This is a genomic window from Faecalicatena fissicatena, assembly GCF_016900595.1.
GTDB lineage: Bacteria > Bacillota > Clostridia > Lachnospirales > Lachnospiraceae > Claveliimonas > Claveliimonas intestinigallinarum.
Genome location: NZ_JACLYY010000004.1, coordinates 108753 through 131569 on the forward strand (window position 1 = coordinate 108753; position 22817 = coordinate 131569).

At 56.7% G+C, this 22817-nt stretch carries 22 protein-coding genes; 21 read left to right on the top strand and 1 reads right to left on the bottom strand.

The features are described 5' to 3' along the window. Positions 1-4: 4 nt before the first annotated feature. The 20 genes from H7U36_RS05495 to H7U36_RS05590 all read left to right on the top strand — a co-directional run bounded on the left by H7U36_RS05495 (position 5) and on the right by H7U36_RS05590 (position 19869). A complete protein-coding gene (locus H7U36_RS05495) occupies positions 5-1318 on the top strand; it encodes a glycosyltransferase (protein WP_138303454.1) in 1314 nt (437 codons plus the stop codon). 13 nt (positions 1319-1331) lie between these two features. Continuing rightward, complete coding sequence (locus H7U36_RS05500; protein WP_243426701.1) at positions 1332-1964, top strand: DUF374 domain-containing protein; 633 nt, start codon at positions 1332-1334, stop codon at positions 1962-1964. Next, positions 1930-2628, top strand: coding sequence for a response regulator transcription factor (locus H7U36_RS05505; RefSeq protein WP_138303452.1), 699 nt, complete (start codon positions 1930-1932; stop codon positions 2626-2628). The genes H7U36_RS05500 and H7U36_RS05505 overlap by 35 nt, the downstream gene beginning before the upstream one ends. Beyond that, positions 2597-4747: a sensor histidine kinase gene (locus H7U36_RS05510; protein WP_408610350.1), complete on the top strand. Its 2151-nt coding sequence runs from the start codon at positions 2597-2599 to the stop codon at positions 4745-4747. The genes H7U36_RS05505 and H7U36_RS05510 overlap by 32 nt, the downstream gene beginning before the upstream one ends. Before the next feature lie 89 nt (positions 4748-4836). Then, entirely contained in the window at positions 4837-5799 is a 963-nt protein-coding gene (locus H7U36_RS05515; protein WP_205147454.1) for a tRNA dihydrouridine synthase, read from the top strand. A 4-nt stretch (positions 5800-5803) separates the two neighbouring features. Next, on the top strand, positions 5804-6355 hold the full coding sequence (locus H7U36_RS05520) for a prepilin peptidase (RefSeq protein ID WP_205147455.1): 552 nt from the start codon (positions 5804-5806) through the stop codon (positions 6353-6355). Between the two features lie 12 nt (positions 6356-6367). After that, positions 6368-6967 carry a DUF3841 domain-containing protein gene (locus H7U36_RS05525; RefSeq protein ID WP_205147456.1) on the top strand — a complete coding sequence of 200 codons (600 nt, stop codon included), beginning with the start codon at positions 6368-6370 and terminating at the stop codon, positions 6965-6967. 43 nt (positions 6968-7010) lie between these two features. Further along, positions 7011-7496: a cytidylate kinase-like family protein gene (locus tag H7U36_RS05530; RefSeq protein ID WP_191428811.1), complete on the top strand. Its 486-nt coding sequence runs from the start codon at positions 7011-7013 to the stop codon at positions 7494-7496. 193 nt (positions 7497-7689) lie between these two features. Continuing rightward, positions 7690-9045: an MATE family efflux transporter gene (locus H7U36_RS05535; protein ID WP_138303442.1), complete on the top strand. Its 1356-nt coding sequence runs from the start codon at positions 7690-7692 to the stop codon at positions 9043-9045. A 107-nt stretch (positions 9046-9152) separates the two neighbouring features. Further along, positions 9153-9848, top strand: coding sequence for a UMP kinase (gene pyrH, locus H7U36_RS05540; protein WP_033124426.1), 696 nt, complete (start codon positions 9153-9155; stop codon positions 9846-9848). A 27-nt stretch (positions 9849-9875) separates the two neighbouring features. Next, positions 9876-10427: a ribosome recycling factor gene (gene frr / locus H7U36_RS05545; protein ID WP_033124425.1), complete on the top strand. Its 552-nt coding sequence runs from the start codon at positions 9876-9878 to the stop codon at positions 10425-10427. Between the two features lie 74 nt (positions 10428-10501). Beyond that, positions 10502-11227 carry an undecaprenyl pyrophosphate synthase gene (locus H7U36_RS05550; RefSeq protein ID WP_033124424.1) on the top strand — a complete coding sequence of 242 codons (726 nt, stop codon included), beginning with the start codon at positions 10502-10504 and terminating at the stop codon, positions 11225-11227. Next, positions 11220-12017 (top strand): phosphatidate cytidylyltransferase, encoded by a 798-nt coding sequence (locus H7U36_RS05555; protein WP_033124423.1) that lies wholly within the window; start codon positions 11220-11222, stop codon positions 12015-12017. The genes H7U36_RS05550 and H7U36_RS05555 overlap by 8 nt, the downstream gene beginning before the upstream one ends. 35 nt (positions 12018-12052) lie before the next feature. Next, entirely contained in the window at positions 12053-13204 is a 1152-nt protein-coding gene (locus tag H7U36_RS05560; RefSeq protein ID WP_205155784.1) for a 1-deoxy-D-xylulose-5-phosphate reductoisomerase, read from the top strand. 3 nt (positions 13205-13207) lie between these two features. Then, positions 13208-14239 (top strand): RIP metalloprotease RseP, encoded by a 1032-nt coding sequence (gene rseP, locus H7U36_RS05565; protein ID WP_205155785.1) that lies wholly within the window; start codon positions 13208-13210, stop codon positions 14237-14239. Between the two features lie 241 nt (positions 14240-14480). Beyond that, positions 14481-15920 (top strand): acyl-CoA carboxylase subunit beta, encoded by a 1440-nt coding sequence (locus tag H7U36_RS05570; protein WP_138303433.1) that lies wholly within the window; start codon positions 14481-14483, stop codon positions 15918-15920. 14 nt (positions 15921-15934) lie between these two features. Continuing rightward, positions 15935-16759, top strand: coding sequence for an OadG family transporter subunit (locus tag H7U36_RS05575; protein ID WP_138303432.1), 825 nt, complete (start codon positions 15935-15937; stop codon positions 16757-16759). Positions 16760-16786: 27 nt separating this feature from the next. Continuing rightward, complete coding sequence (locus tag H7U36_RS05580) at positions 16787-17167, top strand: biotin/lipoyl-containing protein (protein ID WP_138303430.1); 381 nt, start codon at positions 16787-16789, stop codon at positions 17165-17167. Between the two features lie 62 nt (positions 17168-17229). Further along, complete coding sequence (locus H7U36_RS05585; protein ID WP_033124417.1) at positions 17230-18381, top strand: sodium ion-translocating decarboxylase subunit beta; 1152 nt, start codon at positions 17230-17232, stop codon at positions 18379-18381. 72 nt (positions 18382-18453) lie between these two features. Further along, positions 18454-19869, top strand: a complete 1416-nt coding sequence (locus tag H7U36_RS05590; protein ID WP_033124416.1) for an oxaloacetate decarboxylase subunit alpha — start codon at positions 18454-18456, stop codon at positions 19867-19869. Positions 19870-19965: 96 nt separating this feature from the next. On the opposite strand, the gene H7U36_RS05595 is transcribed toward H7U36_RS05590, so the two are convergent. Then, a complete protein-coding gene (locus tag H7U36_RS05595; protein WP_033124415.1) occupies positions 19966-21204 on the bottom strand; it encodes a peptidoglycan-binding protein in 1239 nt (412 codons plus the stop codon). Positions 21205-21356: 152 nt separating this feature from the next. Between H7U36_RS05595 and H7U36_RS05600 the strand changes: the two genes are divergently transcribed. Beyond that, positions 21357-22625, top strand: coding sequence for a transglutaminase domain-containing protein (locus H7U36_RS05600; protein WP_033124414.1), 1269 nt, complete (start codon positions 21357-21359; stop codon positions 22623-22625). Positions 22626-22817: the final 192 nt, after the last annotated feature.

Genomic DNA, 22817 nt, shown 5'->3' on the forward strand with positions numbered 1-22817 from the left:
AGACATGAAGATCGCGATGCTGACAAACAACTACCGGCCCTTTGTGGGAGGTGTGCCTGTCTCCGTGGAAAGACAGGCGGGAGCCCTCCGCGCCCTGGGCCATGAGGTGACTGTGTTTGCTCCGGACTACGGGGAAGAAAAAGGGGAGACAGAGGATCCGGGGGATGCGCTGGAAGCTCAGGAAGAGCATGTGATCCGGTGCGGCTGCTTTAAGAGGAGGATGAAAAACGGCATGGTCTACCCGAAGGTGGCGGCCCGCCAGGTAAGGGAAGCCTTTGAGAGGGAGTCCTTTGACTGTGTTCACGTCCACCAGCCTGTTTTCATGGGAAATACAGCCCTCTGGCTGAAGAGAAGGTACCAGGTGCCTGTGGTCTACACCTGGCATACCAAGTACCAGGATTACCTCCACTATTTTCCCCTGTTCCGGCGGGAGGAGCAGGCGGGCCCCATAAGGCGGCTTCTGATCCGGGCGGGGAGGGATCTGATCCTGCCGGCCTACATGCGGTGGTTCACGGGGAAATGCGACCTGGTGCTGGCGCCATCCGAAGGGATGAAAAGACAGATTTTGGAGACGGGCGTGAGAACCCCTGTGGAGGTGCTCCCCACCGGCCTTGGGGAGGAATTTTTTGAGACAGACGAAAGGCGGGCAGAGAAGATCAGGGAGAAATACCTGCAGGGCAGGAGGTATCTGTTCTGTACCGTGTCCAGACTGGAAAGAGAGAAGAACATTCCCTTTCTCCTGGAGGGGATGCGCAGGCTGAAGGAGGAGGACATGGAGCCCTTCCGTCTCCTGGTCATAGGGAAGGGGACCCAGAGGGCTTCCCTTGAGGAGCTCGCCCGGAAAATGGGGCTGGAGGATGAGGTCACATTTACCGGAAATATCCCCAACCAGGAGCTGAAGCACTACCTGGCTGCCAGCGACCTGTTCCTCTTTGCCTCCAGGTCGGAGACCCAGGGCATCGTCATCCAGGAGGCTTTGGCCTGCGGATGCCCGGTGGTGGCTGTGAGGGCTACCGGGGTGGAGGACGCGGTGGAGGACGGAAGGAACGGCTATCTGGCGCCGGAGGATGTGGACGCCTGGTGCCTGAAGGTGTGGAAGGCGCTGGAGGGGCCGGCTGTGAAGGAAATGCGCGCCCGGGCCCGGGCCAGCGTCCGGGGCTGCAGAAGCGTCCTTCTGGCCATGCGGGCGGAGCGGATGTACGAAGGATGCCTGGAGAAGAGGCGAAAGGAGGCGGCAGGCTGTGCGGACAGATATGCGTATGAACATGGGGAGGAGTCTTCTCCAGTCTCTTTTCCTCACCTATTTAAGAGTACTTAGGAGAACCCTGCGGATGGAGTGGGTGGAGGACCAGGTTGGCCCCGGACGCCAGATCTTCGGGTTCTGGCATGAGGACAGCTTCTGTATGAACCTGGTGCTGGAGCAGGTGGCCGGGAGGACAAAGCCGGTCCACGTCATTGTCACAGCGGACACGAGAGGAGACTACATTGAAAGGATGGTGGAGAGCTGCGGCGGCCATGCCCTGCGGGTGGCCGACGGCCGGGCCTCCTTTGGAAAGCTGAAGGAGATACTGGAGGAGCTTCGGGGGAGGGACACCTCCCTGGCCGTGGCTCTGGACGGCCCGCTGGGCCCCCGCCATGAGCCGAAAGGGCTGGCGTTTTACTTCGCGGAGCTTTTGGGGGCGGAGTTTACGGGCTTTACCCTCCGCTACTCCGCCTGTATCCGGCTCTGGAGGCGATGGGACAAGTACGCCATCCCTCTGCCCTTCTCAAAGGTGACTGTGCGGGCCCACGGCTACGGCAGGGTCACAAGAAAGAACATGCCTGCCCTCCCGGCGGCGCCGCGGGACAAAAATCCGGACTTTCTGTCCGGTGAGGGAAGTAGTATACTTGGAGGAGAAAAGCAAAAGATACAGACAGCAGGAGGAAATTATGGAAATCAATCATATCTTGATCGTGGAAGATGACAAGGAAATCCGTGAGGGGGTGGAGATCTACCTGAAAAGTCAGGGATATAAGGTATTCCAGGCCCGGGACGGGGTGGAAGGGCTGGAGATCCTGGACAGGGAGGAGATCCATCTGGCCATTGTGGACATCATGATGCCGAGGATGGACGGCATCCAGATGACTCTGAAGCTGCGGGAGAAATATGATTTCCCTGTCATCATGCTCTCGGCCAAGTCCGAGGAGGTGGACAAGATCACCGGCCTGAACCTGGGGGCCGACGACTACGTGACAAAGCCCTTCACACCCATGGAGCTGATGGCCAGGGTCAACTCCCAGCTGCGGCGATACCGGAAGTTCCTGGAGAAGCTGGAGGTGAAGGGGAACGTCCACGTCATCGGCGGGCTGGAGATCAACGAGGATACAGTGGAGGTGTCGGTGGACGAAAGTCCCGTGAAGCTGACGCCCCTGGAGTATAAAATCCTGCTCCTCCTGGCCAAAAATCCGGGCCGGGTCTTCTCGGCGGACGAAATTTACGAGAGGGTGTGGCAGGAGAGGGCCATAAACACGGACACGGTCATGGTCCACGTGCGTAATATCCGGGAGAAGATTGAGCTGGACCCGAAAAATCCGAAATATTTAAAGGTGGTGTGGGGTGTTGGATATAAGATCGAAAAACAGGACTAAGATACTCCGGGCGCTGGCCGGGGCCGTGCTCTGCCTGTGCGCGGCTGCAATGCTGCTGTTCTATCCCGCCTTTGAGGAGGCGGGGCAGAAGGCCACGGAGGATCTGTACGAGGGACCGGCTAATCTTTCCGATATGCTGTCGCCCCTCTTGCAGGGCAACTATGTGCTCTACAATGAGATCGCAAAGAACATGGATGAGTCCCAGCTGCGGGAGGAGATGGACACGTCTGATTTTAGAAGGCTGGAAAAATACATGGACTACTGCCTCTGTGACGACGGCGGTGAGGCTCTCCTTGAGAGCAGCGCGGGGGCTTCCGAAAAGCTGGACGCCTCCGGGAGCGGCGGATACGCCATCCGGGTCAGCTTTTCCTTTGACAGTGAAGGGGGTCTTGGAAATGTCCAGGTGGGCAGCAGCTATCTGGACAGGGACGTGCAGTACCAGATAGAGGAGTCCCTCCTCTCAGGATGGGAGGCTCTGGAGCGGGAGTGGCAGATGCAGGAGAGATGGCCCATGTCCCTCCCGGCGGATGTGACGGCAGTGTACGGCATGACCATGGATGATGTAAAGTCCTGCCTGTCCGCCTCCATGGCGGCGGATGCCTACGGGGGCACCTATTTGTACGCCTGCTGGATCCTGGACAGCTCTGCTTTCATATGGGTCATGCTGTTCCTGACCGTGCTGTCCGGCGGGGCGGGCATCCTGTACAGGATATTGGAGAGGGAGAAGGAGGAGGCCATCTTCCGGGCGCCCCTTGAGCTGGTGGCCGGGGCGGCCATCCTGCTGGCCTGCGCCATGATCTGGCCGGCTATCATGATCTGGAAGACATGCACCGGAAGGCTGCTGGCAGCGTCCGGCTCCTCCGATGCGGACCGGGCTCTGAACTTTGGGGTCAACTTCCTTGTGTGGCTCCTGATCTTTTCCATCCTGTTCTGGATCGGCGGATGCCTGTGGGATTTCCTGCGGTCGCCGGCAGCCTGCCTGCGGGAGCGCAGTCTCCTGGTGCGGGGGGTATACAGGCTCTTTGACAGCGGCAGGGGCGTGACGGACACAGTGAGGGAGAGGGCCAGGGGAGCCGGCCGGACAATGAAAAAGACGGTGAGGAGCCAGTACGACGCCCTTCTCCACCTGGATTTCCGGGACAGGACGAACCGGCTCATACTGAAGATCGTGCTCCTGAATTTTATCGCCATCCTGCTCATCAGCTTCCTGTGGTACTATGATGTGTGGGCGCTGGTCATCTACTCCATAGTCCTGTTCCTGTTCCTGCGCAGGTATCTGAACCGGGTGCAGAGGCAGTACAGGCAGATCTTAAAGATCACCAGCACCCTGGCGGAGGGAAGGCTGGACGTCCCCATTGAGGGGGACGCGGGCATTTTCACGCCGGTGCAGGAGGAGCTGGTGAAGATACAGGCCGGCTTCCGGAAGGCGGTGGAGAGGGAAGTGAAGAGCGAGCGGATGAAGACAGACCTGATCACCAACGTGTCCCACGACCTGAAGACGCCCCTGACCGCCATCATCACCTATGTGGACCTCCTGAAGAACGAGGAGGACGAAGAGAAGAGGCGGGAGTACATCGGCATACTGGAGCGGAAGTCCCAGAGACTGAAGGTGCTGATCGAGGACCTCTTTGAGATCAGCAAGGCCACCAGCAAAAATGTCACTTTACACTTTATGGATCTGGACATCATCGGGCTTTTAAAGCAGGTGGAGCTGGAGTACGACAGGGACATCAAAGCCGCGGGCCTGGATATCCGCTGGAGCCTGCCGGGAGAGAAGGTGGTCCTAAGATTGGACAGCCAGAAGGCCTACCGTGTCTTTGAAAACCTGATCGTCAACATCACAAAATACGCCCTCCCCCACACGAGAGTCTTCATTGATGTGGAGGAGACGGACAGGGAGGCGGTGGTCCGCATGAAAAATGTGTCGGCGGCGGAGCTTACATTTGACACCGAGGAGATCACGGATCGCTTTGTGAGAGGAGACGCCTCCAGAAATACAGAGGGATCCGGCCTGGGCCTTGCCATAGCCAGGAGCTTTACGGAGCTGATGCACGGCACCCTCCAGGTGTCTACAGAGGCGGATCTCTTCCGGGTGGAAATCCGCTTTCCAAAGCCGTAGTCAAAGCCGTCATAGCCAAAGCCGGCGTAGACTTTTTCCCAAAACCGTGCTAGAGTAGTAGGACAAAGTGACGTGAAAGAGGACAGAAGATGGAATACTATTTTGCACCCATGGAGGGAATTACCGGCTACATACACAGGAACGTGCACCACAGCCTGTTTCCCGGCATATCCAAATATTTTACAGCATTCATCGCACCGGGACAGAAGGGAAAGTTCAGCGCCAGAGAGAAAAATGACATACTCCCTGCCCATAACCAGGGCATTTGCACGGTGCCTCAGCTTCTCACAAACAATCCGCGGGATTTCATCACCACAGCGGCGAAGCTGGGGGAGCTGGGCTACAGGGAAATCAATCTGAACCTGGGATGCCCCTCCAGGACTGTCGTGACCAAGTACAGGGGCTCCGGCTTTCTGGCGAAACCAAGGGAGCTGGACCGGTTTTTCGAGGAGGTCTTCTCTGCCTGCAAAAGAGGGGGAGAGGGACCTCTGGGGGATATGGAAATCTCGGTGAAGACAAGGCTGGGGGTGGAGGAGCCGGAGGAGTTCTTCCGGCTCCTTGACATCTACAACCGGTATCCCCTGAAGGAGCTCATCATCCACCCCAGAACCCAGCGGGATTTCTACAGCGGCTCCGTCCACATGGATTTTTTTGCCTACGGGGCAGAGCACAGCCTGAATCCGGTCTGCTACAACGGGGATATCCGGTCAGAGGAGGATATGAGAGCTCTGACAGAGCGCTTCCCAAAGCTGGACCGGGTGATGATCGGCAGAGGACTTCTTGTCAATCCGGCCCTCCATCTGCTGCTGCAGGGAGGGAAGATGCCGGACAAGGAGGCCCTCCGTACATTTCATGACCGGATCTACCAGTGGTACCGGGAGGAGATGCCGGGGATAAGGCCTGTGCTCTTTAAGATGAAGGAGCTGTGGACCTATATGGGACAGCTTTTCCAGGACGCCGGAAAGCCTCTGAAAAAAATCCGCAAGGCGGAGAAGCCGGCGGCCTACGAGGCGGCGGTGGAGGAGCTGTTCAGGGAGTATCATACCGTGTAAACATATGCGCTTTTTTCATGTGACGAGACTTGTGGATGCAGGTGCGTGCCCTGCCCTTAGAGGTGCGTGCCTCTGCGCGTTCCTCCTTCTTTTGGCCTGGGCGGCCGGGGAGGACTTAAGGCGCCGCAGGATACCTGACGGGGCGGTGGTCTGCATCCTGGGGCTCGGCCTTTTGTGCTGGATCCTGGGCGTGGCCCCCTGGGGATGGGAGCTGAGGGGGATGAATGGGACGGAGGGACTGGATCTGGCGGACAGGCTGGGTGGATTTCTCTGTGTCAGCCTCCCGCTGACGGTAGTCTGCTGCCTTGCCCCCGGGGCATTCGGGGGCGGCGATATCAAGCTTGCCGGGGCAGGAGGTTTTGTCCTTGGGTGGAGGGCCATGCTGGCCGCGGGAGCTTTGGCCTTTCTGGCAGCCGGGGCAGTGACGGCGGCTCTGCTTCTGGCCGGGAGGGCGTCCAGGAGGGACGCGGTCCCCTTTGGCCCGTTTCTCTGCCTTGGTATGGCAGCGGCTTTCTTCGGGGGAGAGGCGCTGGCGCTCTGGTATGCGGGAAAGTAGGAGGAGACAGACATGGAACAAGACAGGAGAGAGACAGTGCGCCTCTATACGAGGCAGAACGACAAGACGCTGTACCAGCTTGAGAGGGACGGCAGGATCATCAACCAGAGGGCCTACGTGGAGCTCCATTTCGGGGATATAGCACCCCTTTTTCTGGAAAGCTACGACTGGTTTACGAGAAAGGCTTCCGCCAGAGTAAAAAAGCCTGCGGACGTGCAGGCACCTATCTGGTGCTCTATCAGCAGGGAGAACTGTCTGCGGCCGGTACCGGGGACCGTCGTGTACGTGCTGGAGGTGCCGAAGGATCAGGTCATCTACTTTGACGATGAGAAGTGGGACTATGTTCTGAACAGGATCTATCTCCCGAAGGACAGGGAGGACCGGGAGCAGTACAGGCGGCACCTTCGGGAGCTGGGGGTGGCCAACGGATTTGAGTTCTTCCAGGGGCGGTACAAGGGGATGTACCCTGAGGAGGAGCGGCGCATCAGGGAGAGCTGGGAGAGGATCTTTGACATAGACAGGTGGACCATCTTCAATGTGTGCGGAAATATATGGGAAATCCGCGAAGAGTGGGTCCTTCGGATTGTACATCCGGGTGAAGATGTGGTATAATAATTGCGCGGCACAAAAACCGGACTACAAAGGAGGAATTGGTATGAAATTAGTGATAACCATGAGCAGGCGTTACGGCACAGGAGCCAGCAGGATCGCCCAGGAACTCTCCGAGAGACTTGACATTCCAGTGTATGACAAGGTGAATGTGGAGGAGGAGATGAGCAGCCATACCTATGACTCCGAAGTAGAGGTCATCAAAAAGCTGGCGGAAAAGCCCTGCATCATCCTGGGAAGGTGCGCCTCCGAGATCCTCAAGGACAGACGCAATGTCTTCAATATCTACGTGTGCGCGGACAAGGAAGACCGGATCAAGAGGATCATGGGAAAGGAAGGCTTAAGCCGCGAGGAGGCGGAGAAGAAGATCGAGAAGACGGACAAGGAGAGGGCGGAGTACTATTACGAGCACACCGGGAAGACGTGGGGGGATGTGAACAACTACCACATGATCCTCAACACATCGGACCTGGGCGTAGAGAACTGCGCGGACATCCTGATGAAGTATTTTGAGAGAAAAGAATACATCTAAAGCACAACTGAGAAAAGCACGGAAAAGAGCGGCGGACAAACGGATCTGCCGCTTTTTTTTGCAATGGCCACCGCGGCCGTAAAGAGAAAGGAAAATTCTTGTTATTTTTTCCGGAAGAGTCTTGCGTTTTCCCTGCGCCTTCTATATAATGGAGCTCGTTTGCGCATAAAAGAGGACGAAGGAGGAAGACTGGATGGAAACAGATATGACAGTGGGAAGCCCGGCCCGGGTGATCCTGAACTTTACACTTCCTATTTTCATAGGAAATATATTTCAGCAGCTCTACAATATGGCCGACGCGGTGATCGTGGGCAAATTCGTGGGACCTAACGCCCTGGCGGCGGTGGGCTCCTGCGGCACGCTGATGTTCCTGATCATCGGCTTTCTTCAGGGCCTGACGGCGGGCTTTACGGTGATCACAGCCCAGCACTTCGGGGCCGGGAACATGAAGGCCATGCGCCAGTCCGTGGCGTCAGCCTATATTTTGTCGGCTGTTGTCTCTGTCATCATGACGGTGCTGAGCATGTCCATGATGAAGCAGATCCTGGGGTGGATGAACACGCCGCCGGAGATCTACAGCGAGGCCTACGGCTACATCATGGTCATCTGCGCGGGGATCGTGGCTCAGGTGCTCTACAATCTTCTGGCCAGCATCCTGCGGGCCCTGGGGAACAGCAAGGTGCCCCTCTACTTCCTGATCCTGGCGGCCTTCCTAAATGTAGTGCTGGATCTGGTGTTCATCATCGTGTTCCACATGGGAGCCGCGGGAGCCGCCTACGCCACCGTCATCTCCCAGGGCGTGTCGGGGGCTGCCTGTCTCATATACATTTTCAAAAAGGTGCCGGATCTGCACCTGAAAAAGGAGGACTGGCGGCTGCACCGGGACCTGTCCCTGTGGCAGATCAAGATCGGTCTTCCCATGGCTCTCCAGTACTCTATCACAGCCATCGGCACCATCATGGTGCAGGCGGCTCTCAACACGCTGGGAGCCCTGTCCGTGGCCAGCTTTGCGGCGGCCAGCAAGATCGAGCAGGTGGTGAGCCAGGCTTACGTGGCCCTTGGCACCACCATGGCCACCTACTGTGCCCAGAATATGGGGGCAGGCAGATGGGACCGGCTGAAGAAGGGCTTTTCCTCCGCCACGGTGATCGGAAGCATCTACGCTGTCCTGGCGGGAGGCGCCATTTTCCTGGGAGGGAAATATCTGGTGGTCCTCTTCGTGTCTGAGCAGGTGGGGCAGATCATGGGGCTGGCGGACATCTATCTGAAATGCGCCGGAGCCATGTTCATCCCCCTGGCAGTGGTAAACATCTACCGGAACGGTATCCAGGGGATGGGCTATGCCCTCCTTCCCATGATGGCGGGCGTGGCGGAGCTCATCGGCAGAGGCGCTGTGGCGCTTATATCATCCCGCCAGGGAAGCTACCTTGGCACCTGCATGGCAAGCCCCGCGGCCTGGATCCTGGCGGGGGCTCTCCTGCTGGCAATGTACTTTGGCATTATGGGAACCCGGGCCCCGGGAGAGGGCGCAGCGCCCGGAAAAAAGTAAGTTCCCTTTTTGGGCAACCTATGCTATACTTTAATTTAGGTATGCACAGAAGGAGAAATACCAGCTGTGCAGCAGGAGTACAACAGTAAGACAAGGAGCAAAACTTTATGAAAAGAGTGTTGTTAAAGCTGAGCGGAGAGGCGCTGGCAGGCGAGAAGAAGACCGGATTTGACGAGGACACCTGCATCGGCGTCGCCAAGCAGGTAAAGCAGATCGTGGACGAGGGATACCAGGTGGCAATCGTGACCGGAGGCGGAAACTTCTGGCGGGGAAGGACCAGCGAGACCATCGACCGGACAAAGGCGGATCAGATCGGCATGCTGGCCACTGTCATGAACTGTATCTATGTGTCTGATATCTTCCGGCATGTGGGCATGAAGACAGAGGTGTTCACACCCTTTGTGTGCGGCGCCTTCACCACCCTCTTCTCCAAGGACAAGGCTGTGGAAGCGCTGGAGCAGGGCAAGGTCGTATTCTTCGCGGGAGGAACAGGACACCCCTATTTCTCCACAGACACAGGGGCAGTGCTTCGGGCTATCGAGATCGAGGCTGACGCCATGCTGCTGGCAAAGGCCATTGACGGCATCTATGACAGCGACCCGAAGGTGAATCCGGAGGCTGTGAAATACGACGAGATCTCCATCCAGGAGATCATTGACAAGAAGCTGATGGCAGTGGATCTGACCGCGTCCATCATGTGTCTGGAGAACAGGATGCCTATGCTGGTGTTCGGGCTGAACGAAGAGAACAGCATTGTGGAGACATTATCTGGAACATTTACCGGCACAAAGGTGACCGTGTAGTATAAAGTCATAAGGGAGGAAACCATCATGAATGAAAGACTGAAACCATACGAGGACAAGATGAAGAAGACGCTGGCGAACCTGGAGGGAGAGCTGGTGACGATAAGGGCAGGACGGGCGAACCCCAACGTGCTCAACAAGATCACCGTGGACTACTACGGAACTCCCACACCGATCCAGCAGGTGGCCAATGTGTCTGTGCCGGAGGCACGGATGATCCAGATCCAGCCCTGGGAGAAGAGCATGCTGAAGGTCATCGAGAAGGCCATCAACATGTCCGACCTGGGCATCAACCCCACAAACGACGGCTCATGCGTGCGCCTTATATTTCCGGAGCTGACGGAGGAGCGCAGAAAAGAGCTGGTGAAGGACGTGAAGAAAAAAGGCGAGCAGGCCAAGGTGGCTGTCCGCAACATCCGCCGGGATGGAAATGACGCTTTCAAGAAGCTAAAGGGAAGCGACGTGTCAGAGGATGAGATCAAGGATCTGGAAGACGATCTGCAGAAGCTGACAGACAAATATATCAAAGAAGTGGATAAAGCGGTGGAGAGCAAGTCAAAAGAGGTTATGACGGTTTAGTCAGAAAAAACTGAGAGAAAAGACGGGGGACGGGACATCATGTGCCCGTCCCTCTTGTGAAGGGAGACAATGCGATGAATGTACCAAGGCATGTGGCGATCATCCTGGACGGAAACGGACGTTGGGCCAGGTCCAAGGGCATGCCCCGCAATTACGGCCATGCCCAGGGAAGCAAAAATGTGGAGAGGATCTGTGAGGAGGCCTGGAGAATGGGCATCAAGTATCTGACTGTGTACGCCTTCTCCACAGAGAACTGGAGCCGCCCCAAGGATGAAGTGGACGCCCTCATGAAGCTTCTTCGCAACTACATGAAGACCTGTCTGAAGACGGCGGCGAAAAATGATATGAAGGTCCGGGTCATCGGCGACAAGACCCGGCTGGATGCGGACATCCGCAGCCGGATCGCCGAGCTTGAGGAGGCCACGAAGAACAATGGCGGCCTGAATTTCCAGATCGCCCTCAATTACGGCAGCCGGGACGAGATCGTCCGGGCGGTGCGAAAGATAGCGCGGGACGCGAAGGATGGGAAGCTGGAGCCGGAGAGTATCACTTCGGAGGTCATCTCCTCCTATCTGGACACCCATGACATTCCGGATCCGGATCTTCTCATCCGCACAAGCGGGGAGGAGAGGCTGTCCAACTTCCTTCTGTGGCAGCTCGCCTATTCAGAGTTCTATTTCACAGATGTGCTCTGGCCTGATTTTACAAAGGAAGAGCTCATGAAGGCCATCGAGCAGTACAACAGCCGGGACCGGCGGTACGGCGGAGTGGAGAAGAAGGAGGACGGAGAACATGTTTAAGACAAGGCTTTTGAGCGGTATCGTGCTGGTGATCATCCTCATCGCCACGGTGGGATACGGCGGCAATCTTCTCTTCGGCGTGCTGGCGGTGATCAGCCTTATCGGTATGGGCGAGCTCTACAAGGTGGTGGATGTGCAGAGGAAGGCCCTCGGTGTCACTGGCTATCTGGGGGCCCTGGTCTACTACGCGCTCCTGTACACAGACCGGATGGAGTGGATGACCGCGTTCACCATCCTGTTCCTTGTGGTGGTCATGGCGGTGTACGTGTTCACCTTTCCGGCTTTCCGGACAGAGCAGGTGATGGTGACCTTTTTCGGCCTCTTCTATGTGGCCGTCATGCTGTCCTACGTGTATCAGACGAGGATGCTGCCCGACGGCGGAGTGGCTGTCTGGCTCATTTTCCTGAGCTCCTGGGGGTGTGATACCTGTGCCTACTGCGTGGGCATGCTCATCGGAAAGCACAAGATGGCGCCCCGCTTAAGCCCGAAGAAATCCGTGGAGGGCGGCGTGGGAGGCGTCCTGGGCGCGGCGCTTTTGGGCGCCCTCTTCTCCCTGGCCATGAACCAGTGGGGCGGAGCGGACGTGGATCCTCTGTTCTACGCGGTGATCTGCGGCGTGGGAGGCGTTATCTCCCAGATCGGCGACCTGGCGGCCTCAGCCATCAAGAGGAACCACAATGTGAAGGACTACGGGAAGCTGATCCCGGGCCACGGCGGCATACTGGACCGGTTTGACAGCGTGATCTTTACAGCTCCTGTCATCTATTATCTGGCTTGGCTGATCGGATAAGAGAGCAGAGCACCTCTGCGGGAAGGAGGAGAGAAATGAAAAAAATAGCTATACTGGGCTCCACAGGCTCCATCGGGACACAGACACTGGAGGTTGTGAGAGAAAACAAAGATATAGAAGTGACTGCCCTGGCGGCAGGAAGAAATATTGATCTCCTGGAGCGGCAGATCCGGGAGTTCTCTCCGCGGCTGGCGGCTGTCTGGGACGAGAAGCTGGCGGCGGAGCTGAAGGACCGTATCCGGGACCTGGACACACAGGTTGTATCCGGCATGGACGGCCTGATCCAGGTATCAACGGAGGAGAAGACGGATATACTTGTAACAGCCATTGTGGGCATGATCGGCATCCGGCCCACTATGGAGGCCATCCGGGCGGGGAAGGATATCGCCCTGGCCAATAAAGAAACTCTGGTGACAGCGGGGCATCTCATCATGCCTCTGGCAAAGGAGAGAGGCGTGTCCATCCTGCCGGTGGACAGCGAGCACAGCGCGATCTTCCAGTCCCTCCAGGGAGGGCAGGCAGGAGCTCTGAAGAAGATCCTTCTGACCGCCTCCGGCGGGCCCTTCCGGGGGAAAAAACGGGAGGAGCTTAAAAATGTACAGGTGGAGGATGCCCTGAAGCACCCCAACTGGGAGATGGGGAGAAAGATCACGATCGACTCCTCCACTATGGTGAACAAGGGGCTGGAGGTGATCGAGGCAAAGTGGCTCTTTGGCGTGGACGTGGACCAGATCCAGGTTGTGGTACAGCCCCAGAGCGTGGTCCACTCCATGGTGGAGTACGACGACGGAGCCGTCATCGCCCAGCTGGGGACGCCGGATATGAAGCTGCCCATCCAGTACGCCCTCTACTACCCGCAGAGGAGGTATCTGCCGGGGGAGAGGCTGGATTTCTGGAGGATCGGAAAGCTGGACTTTGAGAGGCCGGACACAGAGACCTTCCGGGCCCTGGCCCTGGCCTACCAGGCGGGCCGGACCGGCGGCAGCCTCCCCACTGTGTTTAACGCGGCCAACGAGATGGCTGTGGCGAAATTCCTGGACCGGCAGATCGGCTACCTGGAGATCACGGATCTGATCGGGGAGTGCATGGAGAGGCATGTGAACATTCCCTCCCCCTCCCTGGACGAGATACTGGACACAGAGGCGGGCGTCTATGAGTATATAAACAGCAGACTTGGCAGGAGGTAACATTTGGGTATCATCATTGCAATCTTAATCTTCAGCTTTATCATCTTTTTCCACGAGCTGGGGCATTTTACCCTGGCGAAGCTGAACCATATCGACGTGCAGGAGTTCTCCGTCGGAATGGGGCCGGCTATCTTTACGAAGGAGTACCACGGCACCCTGTACGCGGTGCGCATCCTGCCCATCGGCGGGTACTGCGCCATGGGCGAGGACGAGGAGGCGACGGACTCCCCCGCCAATTTCAACAACAAGTCCGTGTGGGCCAGGATCTCCGTCATAGCGGCAGGGCCTGTGTTCAATTTCATCCTGGCTCTCATCTGCGCCGCCGTCCTTGTGGGAGCGTCGGGCTACGACGAGCCGGTGGCGGGAGAGGTGGAGGCAGACTATCCGGCTGCCCAGGCAGGGCTTGAGGCCGGCGACCGGATCGTGGAGATGAACGGGAAACATATCCATCTCTTCAAGGAGATTCAGGTGTACAACCAGTTTCACCAGGGGGAGGACGTGGAGCTTACCTATGAGAGGGACGGGAAGGAGCACACTGTCACCATCACCCCGAAGCTTGACGAGGAACTTAAGTACTACAGGCTGGGCATCAGCAGCAGCGGCTACACGGCGGCAGGGCCCCTGACGGCTGTCCAGTACGGGGCCTACGAGGTGAAATACTGGATTGACACTACTCTCCTGAGCCTGAAGATGCTTGTGACAGGGCAGATCGGTATTGACCAGCTCTCCGGGCCGGTGGGCATCGTGGACGTGGTGGATGACACCTACCAGGAGGCCAAGAGCTACGGAGCGGCCACGGTGGCTGTCAATATGCTGAATATTGCGATCCTGATCTCCGCCAACCTGGGGGTTATGAACCTTCTGCCCCTGCCCGCCCTGGACGGAGGCCGGCTGGTCTTTCTCATTATTGAGGCGGTACGGCGCAAGCGGATCCCGCCGGAGAAGGAAGGGTATGTCCATTTTGCCGGGATCGTGCTTCTGATGGCGTTGATGGTGGTAGTCATGTTTAACGACATACAGAGGGTGTTCTTTTAGAATATGCTTCCAAAAACGGAGAGCAGCTCTTTGCTTTGAAAAGCAGAGGGCTGTTTTTTTTGCTTTTTCCGACAAAGACTGCCATTGCCAAATTTTTAACAGAAATACGAAAAACAGTTGAATTAAGATGAGAAAAAATATATAATATAATAGGCAGAAAATTTGGTTGACTTTTTGCAATTATCAATAATCTGCATGAGAAAACCTGATTTAAATAATAATGAAAATGGAGGGCTAGGTTATGAGCAACATGGCAACAGAAAATGCAGCAAGCCGGAGAATTACTTCTCTTCTTGATGCAGGCAGCTTTGTTGAAATCGGCGGCGGCGTGACTGCCAGAGCAACTGATTTTAACATGCAGGAAACAAAAACTCCGGGAGACGGCGTCATTACCGGATACGGGCTGATCGACGGCAATCTTGTCTACGTCTACAGCCAGGATGCATCCGTACTGGGTGGATCCATGGGTGAGATGCACGCGAAGAAGATCGTGTCTGTCTACGACATGGCGATGAAGATGGGAGCGCCCGTGATCGGGCTTGTGGACTGCGCGGGAATCCGTCTGCAGGAGGCCACAGACGCGCTGGACGCGTTTGGACAGCTTTATCTGAAGCAGACGATGGCTTCTGGCGTTGTTCCCCAGATCACGGCAGTCTTCGGAAGCTGTGGCGGCGGACTGGCCGCTCTTGCCGCACTGACAGACTTTACATTTATGGAGGAGAAAAATGCGAAGCTGTTCGTGAATTCTCCCAACGCAATCCCGGGCAACACAGCCCAGAAGTGCGACACAGCCTCCCCGAAATTCCAGAGTGAGTCTGCGGGACTTGTAGACAAAGTGGGGACAGAGGAGGAGATCCTCTCCGATATCCGCTCACTGGTCTGCATGCTGCCCTGCAATAACGAGGAGGATGCATCCTACGACGAGTGTACAGATGACCTGAACCGTCTGTGCGCGGATATTGAGAACGCGGCGGAGGATACAGCCATTGCCCTGGCCCAGATCTCAGACAACGGCGTAGTCTTCGAGGTGAAGAAGGATTACGCGAAGGATATGGTTACAGCCTTTATCCGTCTCAATGGCATGACAGTGGGAGCTGTGGCAAACCGCTCCAAGGTCTACAACGAGGACGCAGAGGTAGTGGCGGAATTTGACGGATCCCTGTCCACAGCGGGAGCCCGCAAGGCATCTCAGTTCGTGAAGTTCTGTGACGCCTTCAACATTCCGGTCCTGACGCTGACCAATGTGACAGGCTTTGACGCCTCCAAGTGCGCAGAGAGAAACCTGGCCCGTGAGACAGCCAAGCTGATCTACGCCTTTGCCGACGCTACTGTCCCGAAGGTGAACGTGATCATTGGAAAAGCCTACGGAAGCGCCTATGTGGCCATGAACAGCAAATCCATCGGCGCGGATATAGTCTACGCATGGCCGAACGCCGAGATCGGTATGATGGACGCAAATCTGGCGGCAAAGATCATGTACCCGGATGCAGACAGGGCAGCGCAGACGGAGAAGGCGGCTGACTACCGCACACTCCAGTCCAGCCCGGCTTCCGCGGCAGGACGCGGGTATGTGGACGCTGTCATCAGCCCGGCAGAGACGCGCAAATATATTATCGGAGCATTTGAGATGCTCTTTACAAAGAGAGAGGATCGTCCTGCAAAGAAACATGGAACAGTTTAGTGAGGTGAGACGAATTGAAGAAGAAAATTAGCTTATTATTATGCACACTTACAGTTGTGTTTGCCCTGGCCGGGTGCAGCGGCAAAGACTCTGGAGTGGAGTATGACCAGGCCACCATCGAGGAGGCCACCGAGTTCCTCATCAGCTACTGCTCCACCGCGGACGACACGACGATCGAGCAGTGGAACAGCCTCTCTGACGAGCAGCTGGATATCCAGATGGCGCAGTCAGGCTATCCCTTCACAGGGGACAGCTTCCTTAGCTCTATGGACGCCTGGCAGGCAGGTGTGGATGAGTGCGGAGCCTATGAGGGACACGGCGATTTCACATACGACGCCTCCCAGACACAGCTCTCTGTGACAACCACAGCCCAGTTCGCGGACAGGGAGGCCAACCTTGAGGTCATCTATAAGGCGGATGTGCGGGGCAACCTGCATCTGGACAGCCTTACAGTCAGCGGGATCTATTCCATGGGCGAGGTCCTGAGCAAGGCGGGATTGAACACGCTGCTCGGCATGGGAACCGTGTTCTGTGTACTGATTATTATCTGCGTGATCATCTCCCTGCTGAAATATATACCGAAGCTGCAGGAGGCATTTTCCAGGAAGAACACAGCAGCTCCGGCCCCGGAGATCTCCACAGCACAGGCATCTGAGGCTCCGGCCCAGAGCGCACCGGATCAGCCGGCCCCGGAGACCCAGGCGGAGGCTGAGGACGTGACAGACGACAGCGAGCTGGCGGCAGTTATCGCGGCAGCTATCGCGGCATCAGAGGAAGTACCGGCAGACGGCTTTATCGTGAGAAGCATCAGACGTCGGAAATCAAATAAATGGATTTAAGCATAACCGGATCAGGAGGATATAAAAATGAAAAATTACACAATCACAGTAAATGGAAATGTATATGATGTAACGGTTGAGGAGAAGGCGGCAGGAGCAGCGCCCGCAGCGGCACCGGCACCGAAGGCACCGGCAGCGCCCGCACCGAAGGCACCCGCGGCAGCGCCCGCACCGGCCCCGGCAGCAGGAGCAGGCTCCATCCAGGTGAAGGCAGGAGCAGCCGGAAAGGTATTTAAGATCGAGGCGAATGTAGGCCAGGCCGTAAAGCGCGGCGATGCGGTTGTCATCATTGAGGCTATGAAAATGGAAATCCCCATCGTGGCACCGGAGGACGGAACAGTTGCCAGCATTGATGTGGCTGTGGGCGATGCCGTAGAGGCAGGCGCGGTACTGGCTACACTGAACTAAACAGGGCAGCGGCCCCGCTGCATCTGCTGGGAAACTTTTGAAACACGACTGGAGGTTAAAAAATGGATTATATATTAACGACATTGGGAAACCTCGTGCAGCAGACGGCCTTCCTCAACCTTACATGGGGAAACCTGGTCATGATCGCTGTTGCATGCTTTTTCCTGTATCTTGCAATAAAACATGGATTTGAACCTCTGCTGCTTGTACCCATCGCCTTCGGTATGCTGCTTGTCAATATCTATCCGGATATCATGCTGCATGCGGAGGACGCGGCCAACGGCACAGGAGGTCTTCTCTATTATTTCTATGTACTGGACGAGTGGTCCATCCTTCCGTCACTGATCTTCCTCGGTGTAGGAGCCATGACGGACTTCGGACCGCTGATCGCCAACCCCACCAGCTTCCTGATGGGCGCGGCAGCGCAGTTCGGTATTTTCACCGCTTACCTTGGCGCTATGGCCATGGGATTTTCGGACAAGGCGGCTGCGGCTATCGCCATCATCGGCGGAGCGGATGGCCCCACATCCATCTTCCTTGCCGGAAAGCTGCAGCAGACAGCGATCCTGGGGCCTATCGCCGTGGCGGCTTACTCCTACATGGCGCTGGTTCCCATTATCCAGCCGCCGGTTATGAAGCTTTTGACCACGGATAAGGAGAGGAAGATCAAGATGGAGCAGCTCCGGCCCGTATCCAAGCTGGAGAGGATCCTCTTCCCCATTATCGTTACCATCGTGGTATGTATGATCCTTCCCACCACAGCACCTCTTGTAGGTATGCTTATGCTGGGCAACCTGTTCCGTGAGTGCGGCGTGGTAAGGCAGCTGACAGAGACGGCATCCAACGCTCTGATGTACATCGTAGTTATCCTGCTGGGCACATCCGTCGGCGCCACCACAAGCGCGGAGGCGTTCCTCAACCTGGATACGCTGAAGATCGTAGCCCTCGGACTTGTGGCCTTCATATTCGGTACGGCCGGAGGCGTGGTGCTCGGAAAGATCATGTGCGTGGTGTCCGGAGGAAAGATCAACCCGCTGATCGGATCAGCCGGCGTGTCTGCCGTGCCTATGGCGGCCAGGGTATCCCAGAAGGTGGGCGCGGAATATGATCCCACGAACTTCCTTCTGATGCATGCCATGGGACCGAACGTGGCCGGAGTTATCGGTACGGCGGTCGTGGCCGGAACCTTTATGGCTATCTTCGGAGTGATGTAAAAGCCGGCTTCTCCGGCCTGGGAAGACGGCCGGAGCCGGTCATTTGAATAGATTATAATGGAGGAAGAAATAATGGCAGAAATTCAGAAAAAACCAGTGAAAATAACAGAAACCATTCTGCGTGACGCACATCAGTCTCTGATCGCCACCCGTATGACGACAGAGCAGATGCTGCCTATCATCGACAAGATGGACCAGGTGGGCTACCACTCCGTAGAGTGCTGGGGCGGAGCTACCTTTGACGCGTCCCTTCGTTTCCTGAAGGAAGATCCGTGGGACCGCCTCAGAAAATTCCGGGACGGCTTTAAGAATACAAAGCTGCAGATGCTCTTCAGAGGACAGAATATCCTTGGCTACCGTCCCTACGCAGACGACGTTGTTGAGTATTTTGTTCAGAAATCAGTCGCAAACGGAATTGACATCATCCGTATCTTTGACTGTATGAATGACCTCCGCAATCTCCAGACCGCAGTCAAGGCTGCCAACAAGGAAAAAGCGGACGCCCAGGTGGCTCTTTCCTACACCATCGGCGACGCTTACACCCTGGACTACTGGATCGACATTGCGAAGAGGATCGAGGATATGGGCGCAAACTCCATCTGTATCAAGGACATGGCAGGACTTCTTCTGCCCTACAAGGCTACAGAGCTGATCTCCGCTATGAAGGAGGCAGTTGACCTCCCGATCCAGCTCCACACCCACTATACATCCGGTGTGGCTTCCATGACATATCTGAAGGCTGTTGAGGCGGGCGTGGATGTCATTGACACAGCCATCTCCCCGTTCGCGCTGGGAACCTCCCAGCCGGCCACAGAGGTTATGGTGGAGACCTTCAAGGGCACACCCTACGACACAGGACTGGATCAGAAGCTTCTGGCAGAGATCGCGGATTACTTCCGCCCGATCAGGGACGAGGCTCTGGACAGCGGTCTTCTCAATCCGAAGAACCTTGGCGTTAACATCAAGACACTCCTCTACCAGGTACCCGGAGGCATGCTCTCCAACCTGACATCCCAGCTGAAAGAGCAGGGAGCTGAGGACAAATACTACGAGGTTCTGGAGGAAGTGCCGAGAGTCCGCAAGGATCTGGGTGAGCCGCCCCTCGTTACACCGTCCTCTCAGATCGTGGGAACACAGGCCGTGTTCAACGTGCTGATGGGCGAGCGCTACAAGATGGCCACAAAGGAGACAAAGGATGTCTTAAGCGGAAAGTACGGAGCTACCGTAAAGCCCTTCAATCCGGATGTGGTTAAGAAGGTGCTGGGCGATAATCCCGAGATCATCACATGCCGTCCGGCGGACCTGATCCCGGATGAGCTGGACACTCTCAGAAAAGAGTGTGAGCAGTGGATCCAGCAGGATGAGGACGTGCTGACATACGCACTCTTCCCGCAGGTTGCCGTGGACTTCTTCAAGTACCGGGAGGCACAGCAGACAAAGATCGACCCCACTGTGGCAGACACAGAGAGCGGAAGCTATCCGGTGTAAAACAGTATAAAAGAGATAAGACAGACCGCGGAACTTCCGCGGTCTGTTTCTTTTCCTCCCGGATAAGCGATGTTATATGCCATAAACGGTCTCTCTTCACGTCAGCTCCGCGATCCGGGAGACGCCCACATAGATTTCGGAAATCTTGTACCAGGTGGGATAGTCTGTGATCCCGGTCTGTGGAAGGCCGAAGACGCTCTGGAATTTCCTCACCGCCTCTGCCGTGGCAGGGCCGTAGATGCCGTCTGCACCCAGCTTCGGGAGGGCCGGATAGGCCCCGGCGATGACGTTCAGCTGCTCCTGCAGCTGGCGCACCTTGGCTCCCGAGGAGCCCTCCTCCAGATTGTAGCCCGGCCAGGAGGAGGGGATGCCGGAGATGGCCTCGGCTGTGTTGATGTACATGTCGTCCCCGTAGTAGTAGCGGAGGATCTCGATGGGCGTATAGCCCTGGTCCCCCAGGGACTTGGATCCCCACTGCGTCATCCAGTTCGGGCACTGGACCTGACGGCCGTCGCAGTACTGGGTCAGGATGGGCTGGCGCACATTGGGGCGTGAGAGATAATCTGCGAATAGCTCATCCACGATGACGGAGATGGTGTCGTACACATTTCTCTCGGGGATCCATTTGTGGTCAAAGGCCGTGGAGGAGGTGATGGTGAAATCATAGCCCTGGTTCCTGTACCATTCCGTGTACACCCGGTTCAGGGTGAAGGACATAATGGCCAGCACGTTGGCCCGGATGGTGTTGGCGGGCCAGGTGGCGTAGATTTCGCTGGAGGCCACGTTCTTGATGTAATCCTTGTATTTTACATAGTAATTCCGGGCTGTGCTGTCCCTGGGGCTGCCGTCGTGGACCACGATGTACTCCGGCACCACCACCCGGCTCAGAACGATCTCTCCGGTCTCATTTACCGGCTTGATTTCATCCTCCGGTATTTTGGGAGGATAGTTCCCGTAGAGAGTGTGGGCGGGGATCACAAAGCGCTCCTCCCGGCTGTCTGTGGAGTCGGAGGGGCGCATCCTTATGTTCTGGATGGCAGTCACATCTCCCAGGATCTCGGCCCCTGCTATGCTGATCGTCTCAAATCCCGGGGCGCTGGCAAGGATGGTGTACTCGGAGTAGGGCTGCTCATCGGAATCTACATCCAGGCTGTACTCCACGGGCGGCGCGTCCAGCTCCAGTGTCTCGGTCTGGCCGGAGCTGTCGGTGGAAGTCTCCTCCAGTATGTTGTCAGGGATGCCGGTGTAGGAGATGCGGATGTCGGCTCCGGAGACCGGATACCCGTTTATTTCTGAGGTGACGTTGATTTTCAGTTTTCCTATGGAAGAAGGCATAGTTAACCTCCCGGGCGCAATGTTTTGTCACTGTCAGTATATGAGGGAAAATTCAGATTGTGAAAAAACGAAAATTTTCATATACTATATTTGGATACGCAAAAAATGCCGGCCTGACCGGCTTATGAAAAATACAGCGGGAGTTCTGCCATATGAATAGAAGAAAAAAGAAAAGAGGATGGGGGCTGCTCTGCCTGCTCCTGGCGGCTGTGGCCGGGGCGGTTCTTTTTGGCTGCGGGGACAGCATTGCCGCCCTTTTAAGGGCGCGGCAGGGCAAAGTCATGGAGACGGCGGCCCTGGAGGAGCCGGCCCCGGAGGACGGCGGGCAGGCGCAGGCCGAAGAGGGAGAAACTGGAGAGGGAGAAGGCGGTGAGGCGTCCGGGGAAACTGCCGGGACAGAAAAATACTATTTTCAGCAGCTGAATGAGAAGGAGAAGGAGGTCTACGGGAAGATACGGGACGGACTTCTGGACTTTCAGGAGGAGATAGAGCTGGATGACGCATCCACAGAGGAGATCGACCGTCTGTACGGCCTGGTCATGAAGGACTATCCGGAACTATTCTGGTGCGACGGGGCCGGCAGCGTGGTGACAAGCAGCGCCTCCTTTGGCCTTTCCGGCAGCAGCGCCTCTCTGCGGCCGGAGTACAACTGCACGGAGGAGGAAAAGGAGGAGCGCCGGAGACAGATCGAGGAGGAGGCGGCTAGATGCCTGGCAGGGATAGACAGCCAGGCAGGAGATTATGAGAAAATCCTGTACGTGTACGAGTATGTGATCCGCGGCGTGGAGTACGACCTGACGGCGGAGGACAATCAGAATATTTACAGCGTGTTTGTTGGAAAGCGGTCTGTGTGCGCCGGCTACGCCAAGGCTGTGCAGTACCTGCTGGAGCGTCTGGGCGTGTTCTGCACCTATGTCAGCGGTACAGCCGTCTCCCAGTCAGGGGAAGGCGGCCATGCCTGGAACCTGGTTAGGTGCCAGGATCAGTACTGCTATGTGGACGCCACCTGGGGCGACCCGGTCTACCGGCAGGAGGAGAACCCGGAGATTGCCTACGACTACATGTGCTGCGACGACACACAGCTTTTTCAGACCCACACGCCGGACAGCGACCAGGAGCTCCCGGCCTGCAATACTATGGCTTACAATTACTATGTGGTGAACGGCATGTACTATGAAAACTATGATCCGGAGACCATCCTGCAGGCAATGAACCGGTCCATCGCGGCGGGGGAGGAACGAACCGTGCTGAAATTTTCCGGGCCTGAGGTCTACCGGCAGGCCCGGGAGGAGGTGCTGACAGACCTGGCTGACCGGGCGGCCAGAAACCTGGCGCACCTGTACGGTATCGGCACGGTGCGGTACTCCTACCGGGACGATGAAAGCCTTGACAAGATCACGATGTACTGGGAGTACGAATAAAATCTATTTTATCGGTTGAAAATTGTCCTAATTTGTAGTATAATCTATACAATTTGTGGAGACATGATTTGTCGCTGGGGGAGAAATGTTAAAAGGCAGTTGTGCTTGCACATACTGCCTTTTATTTCGCCCGGAAATATGGAGCGCGCTCTGGCAGGCAGAACAATCTTCGCATTTTACATGAAAACATTT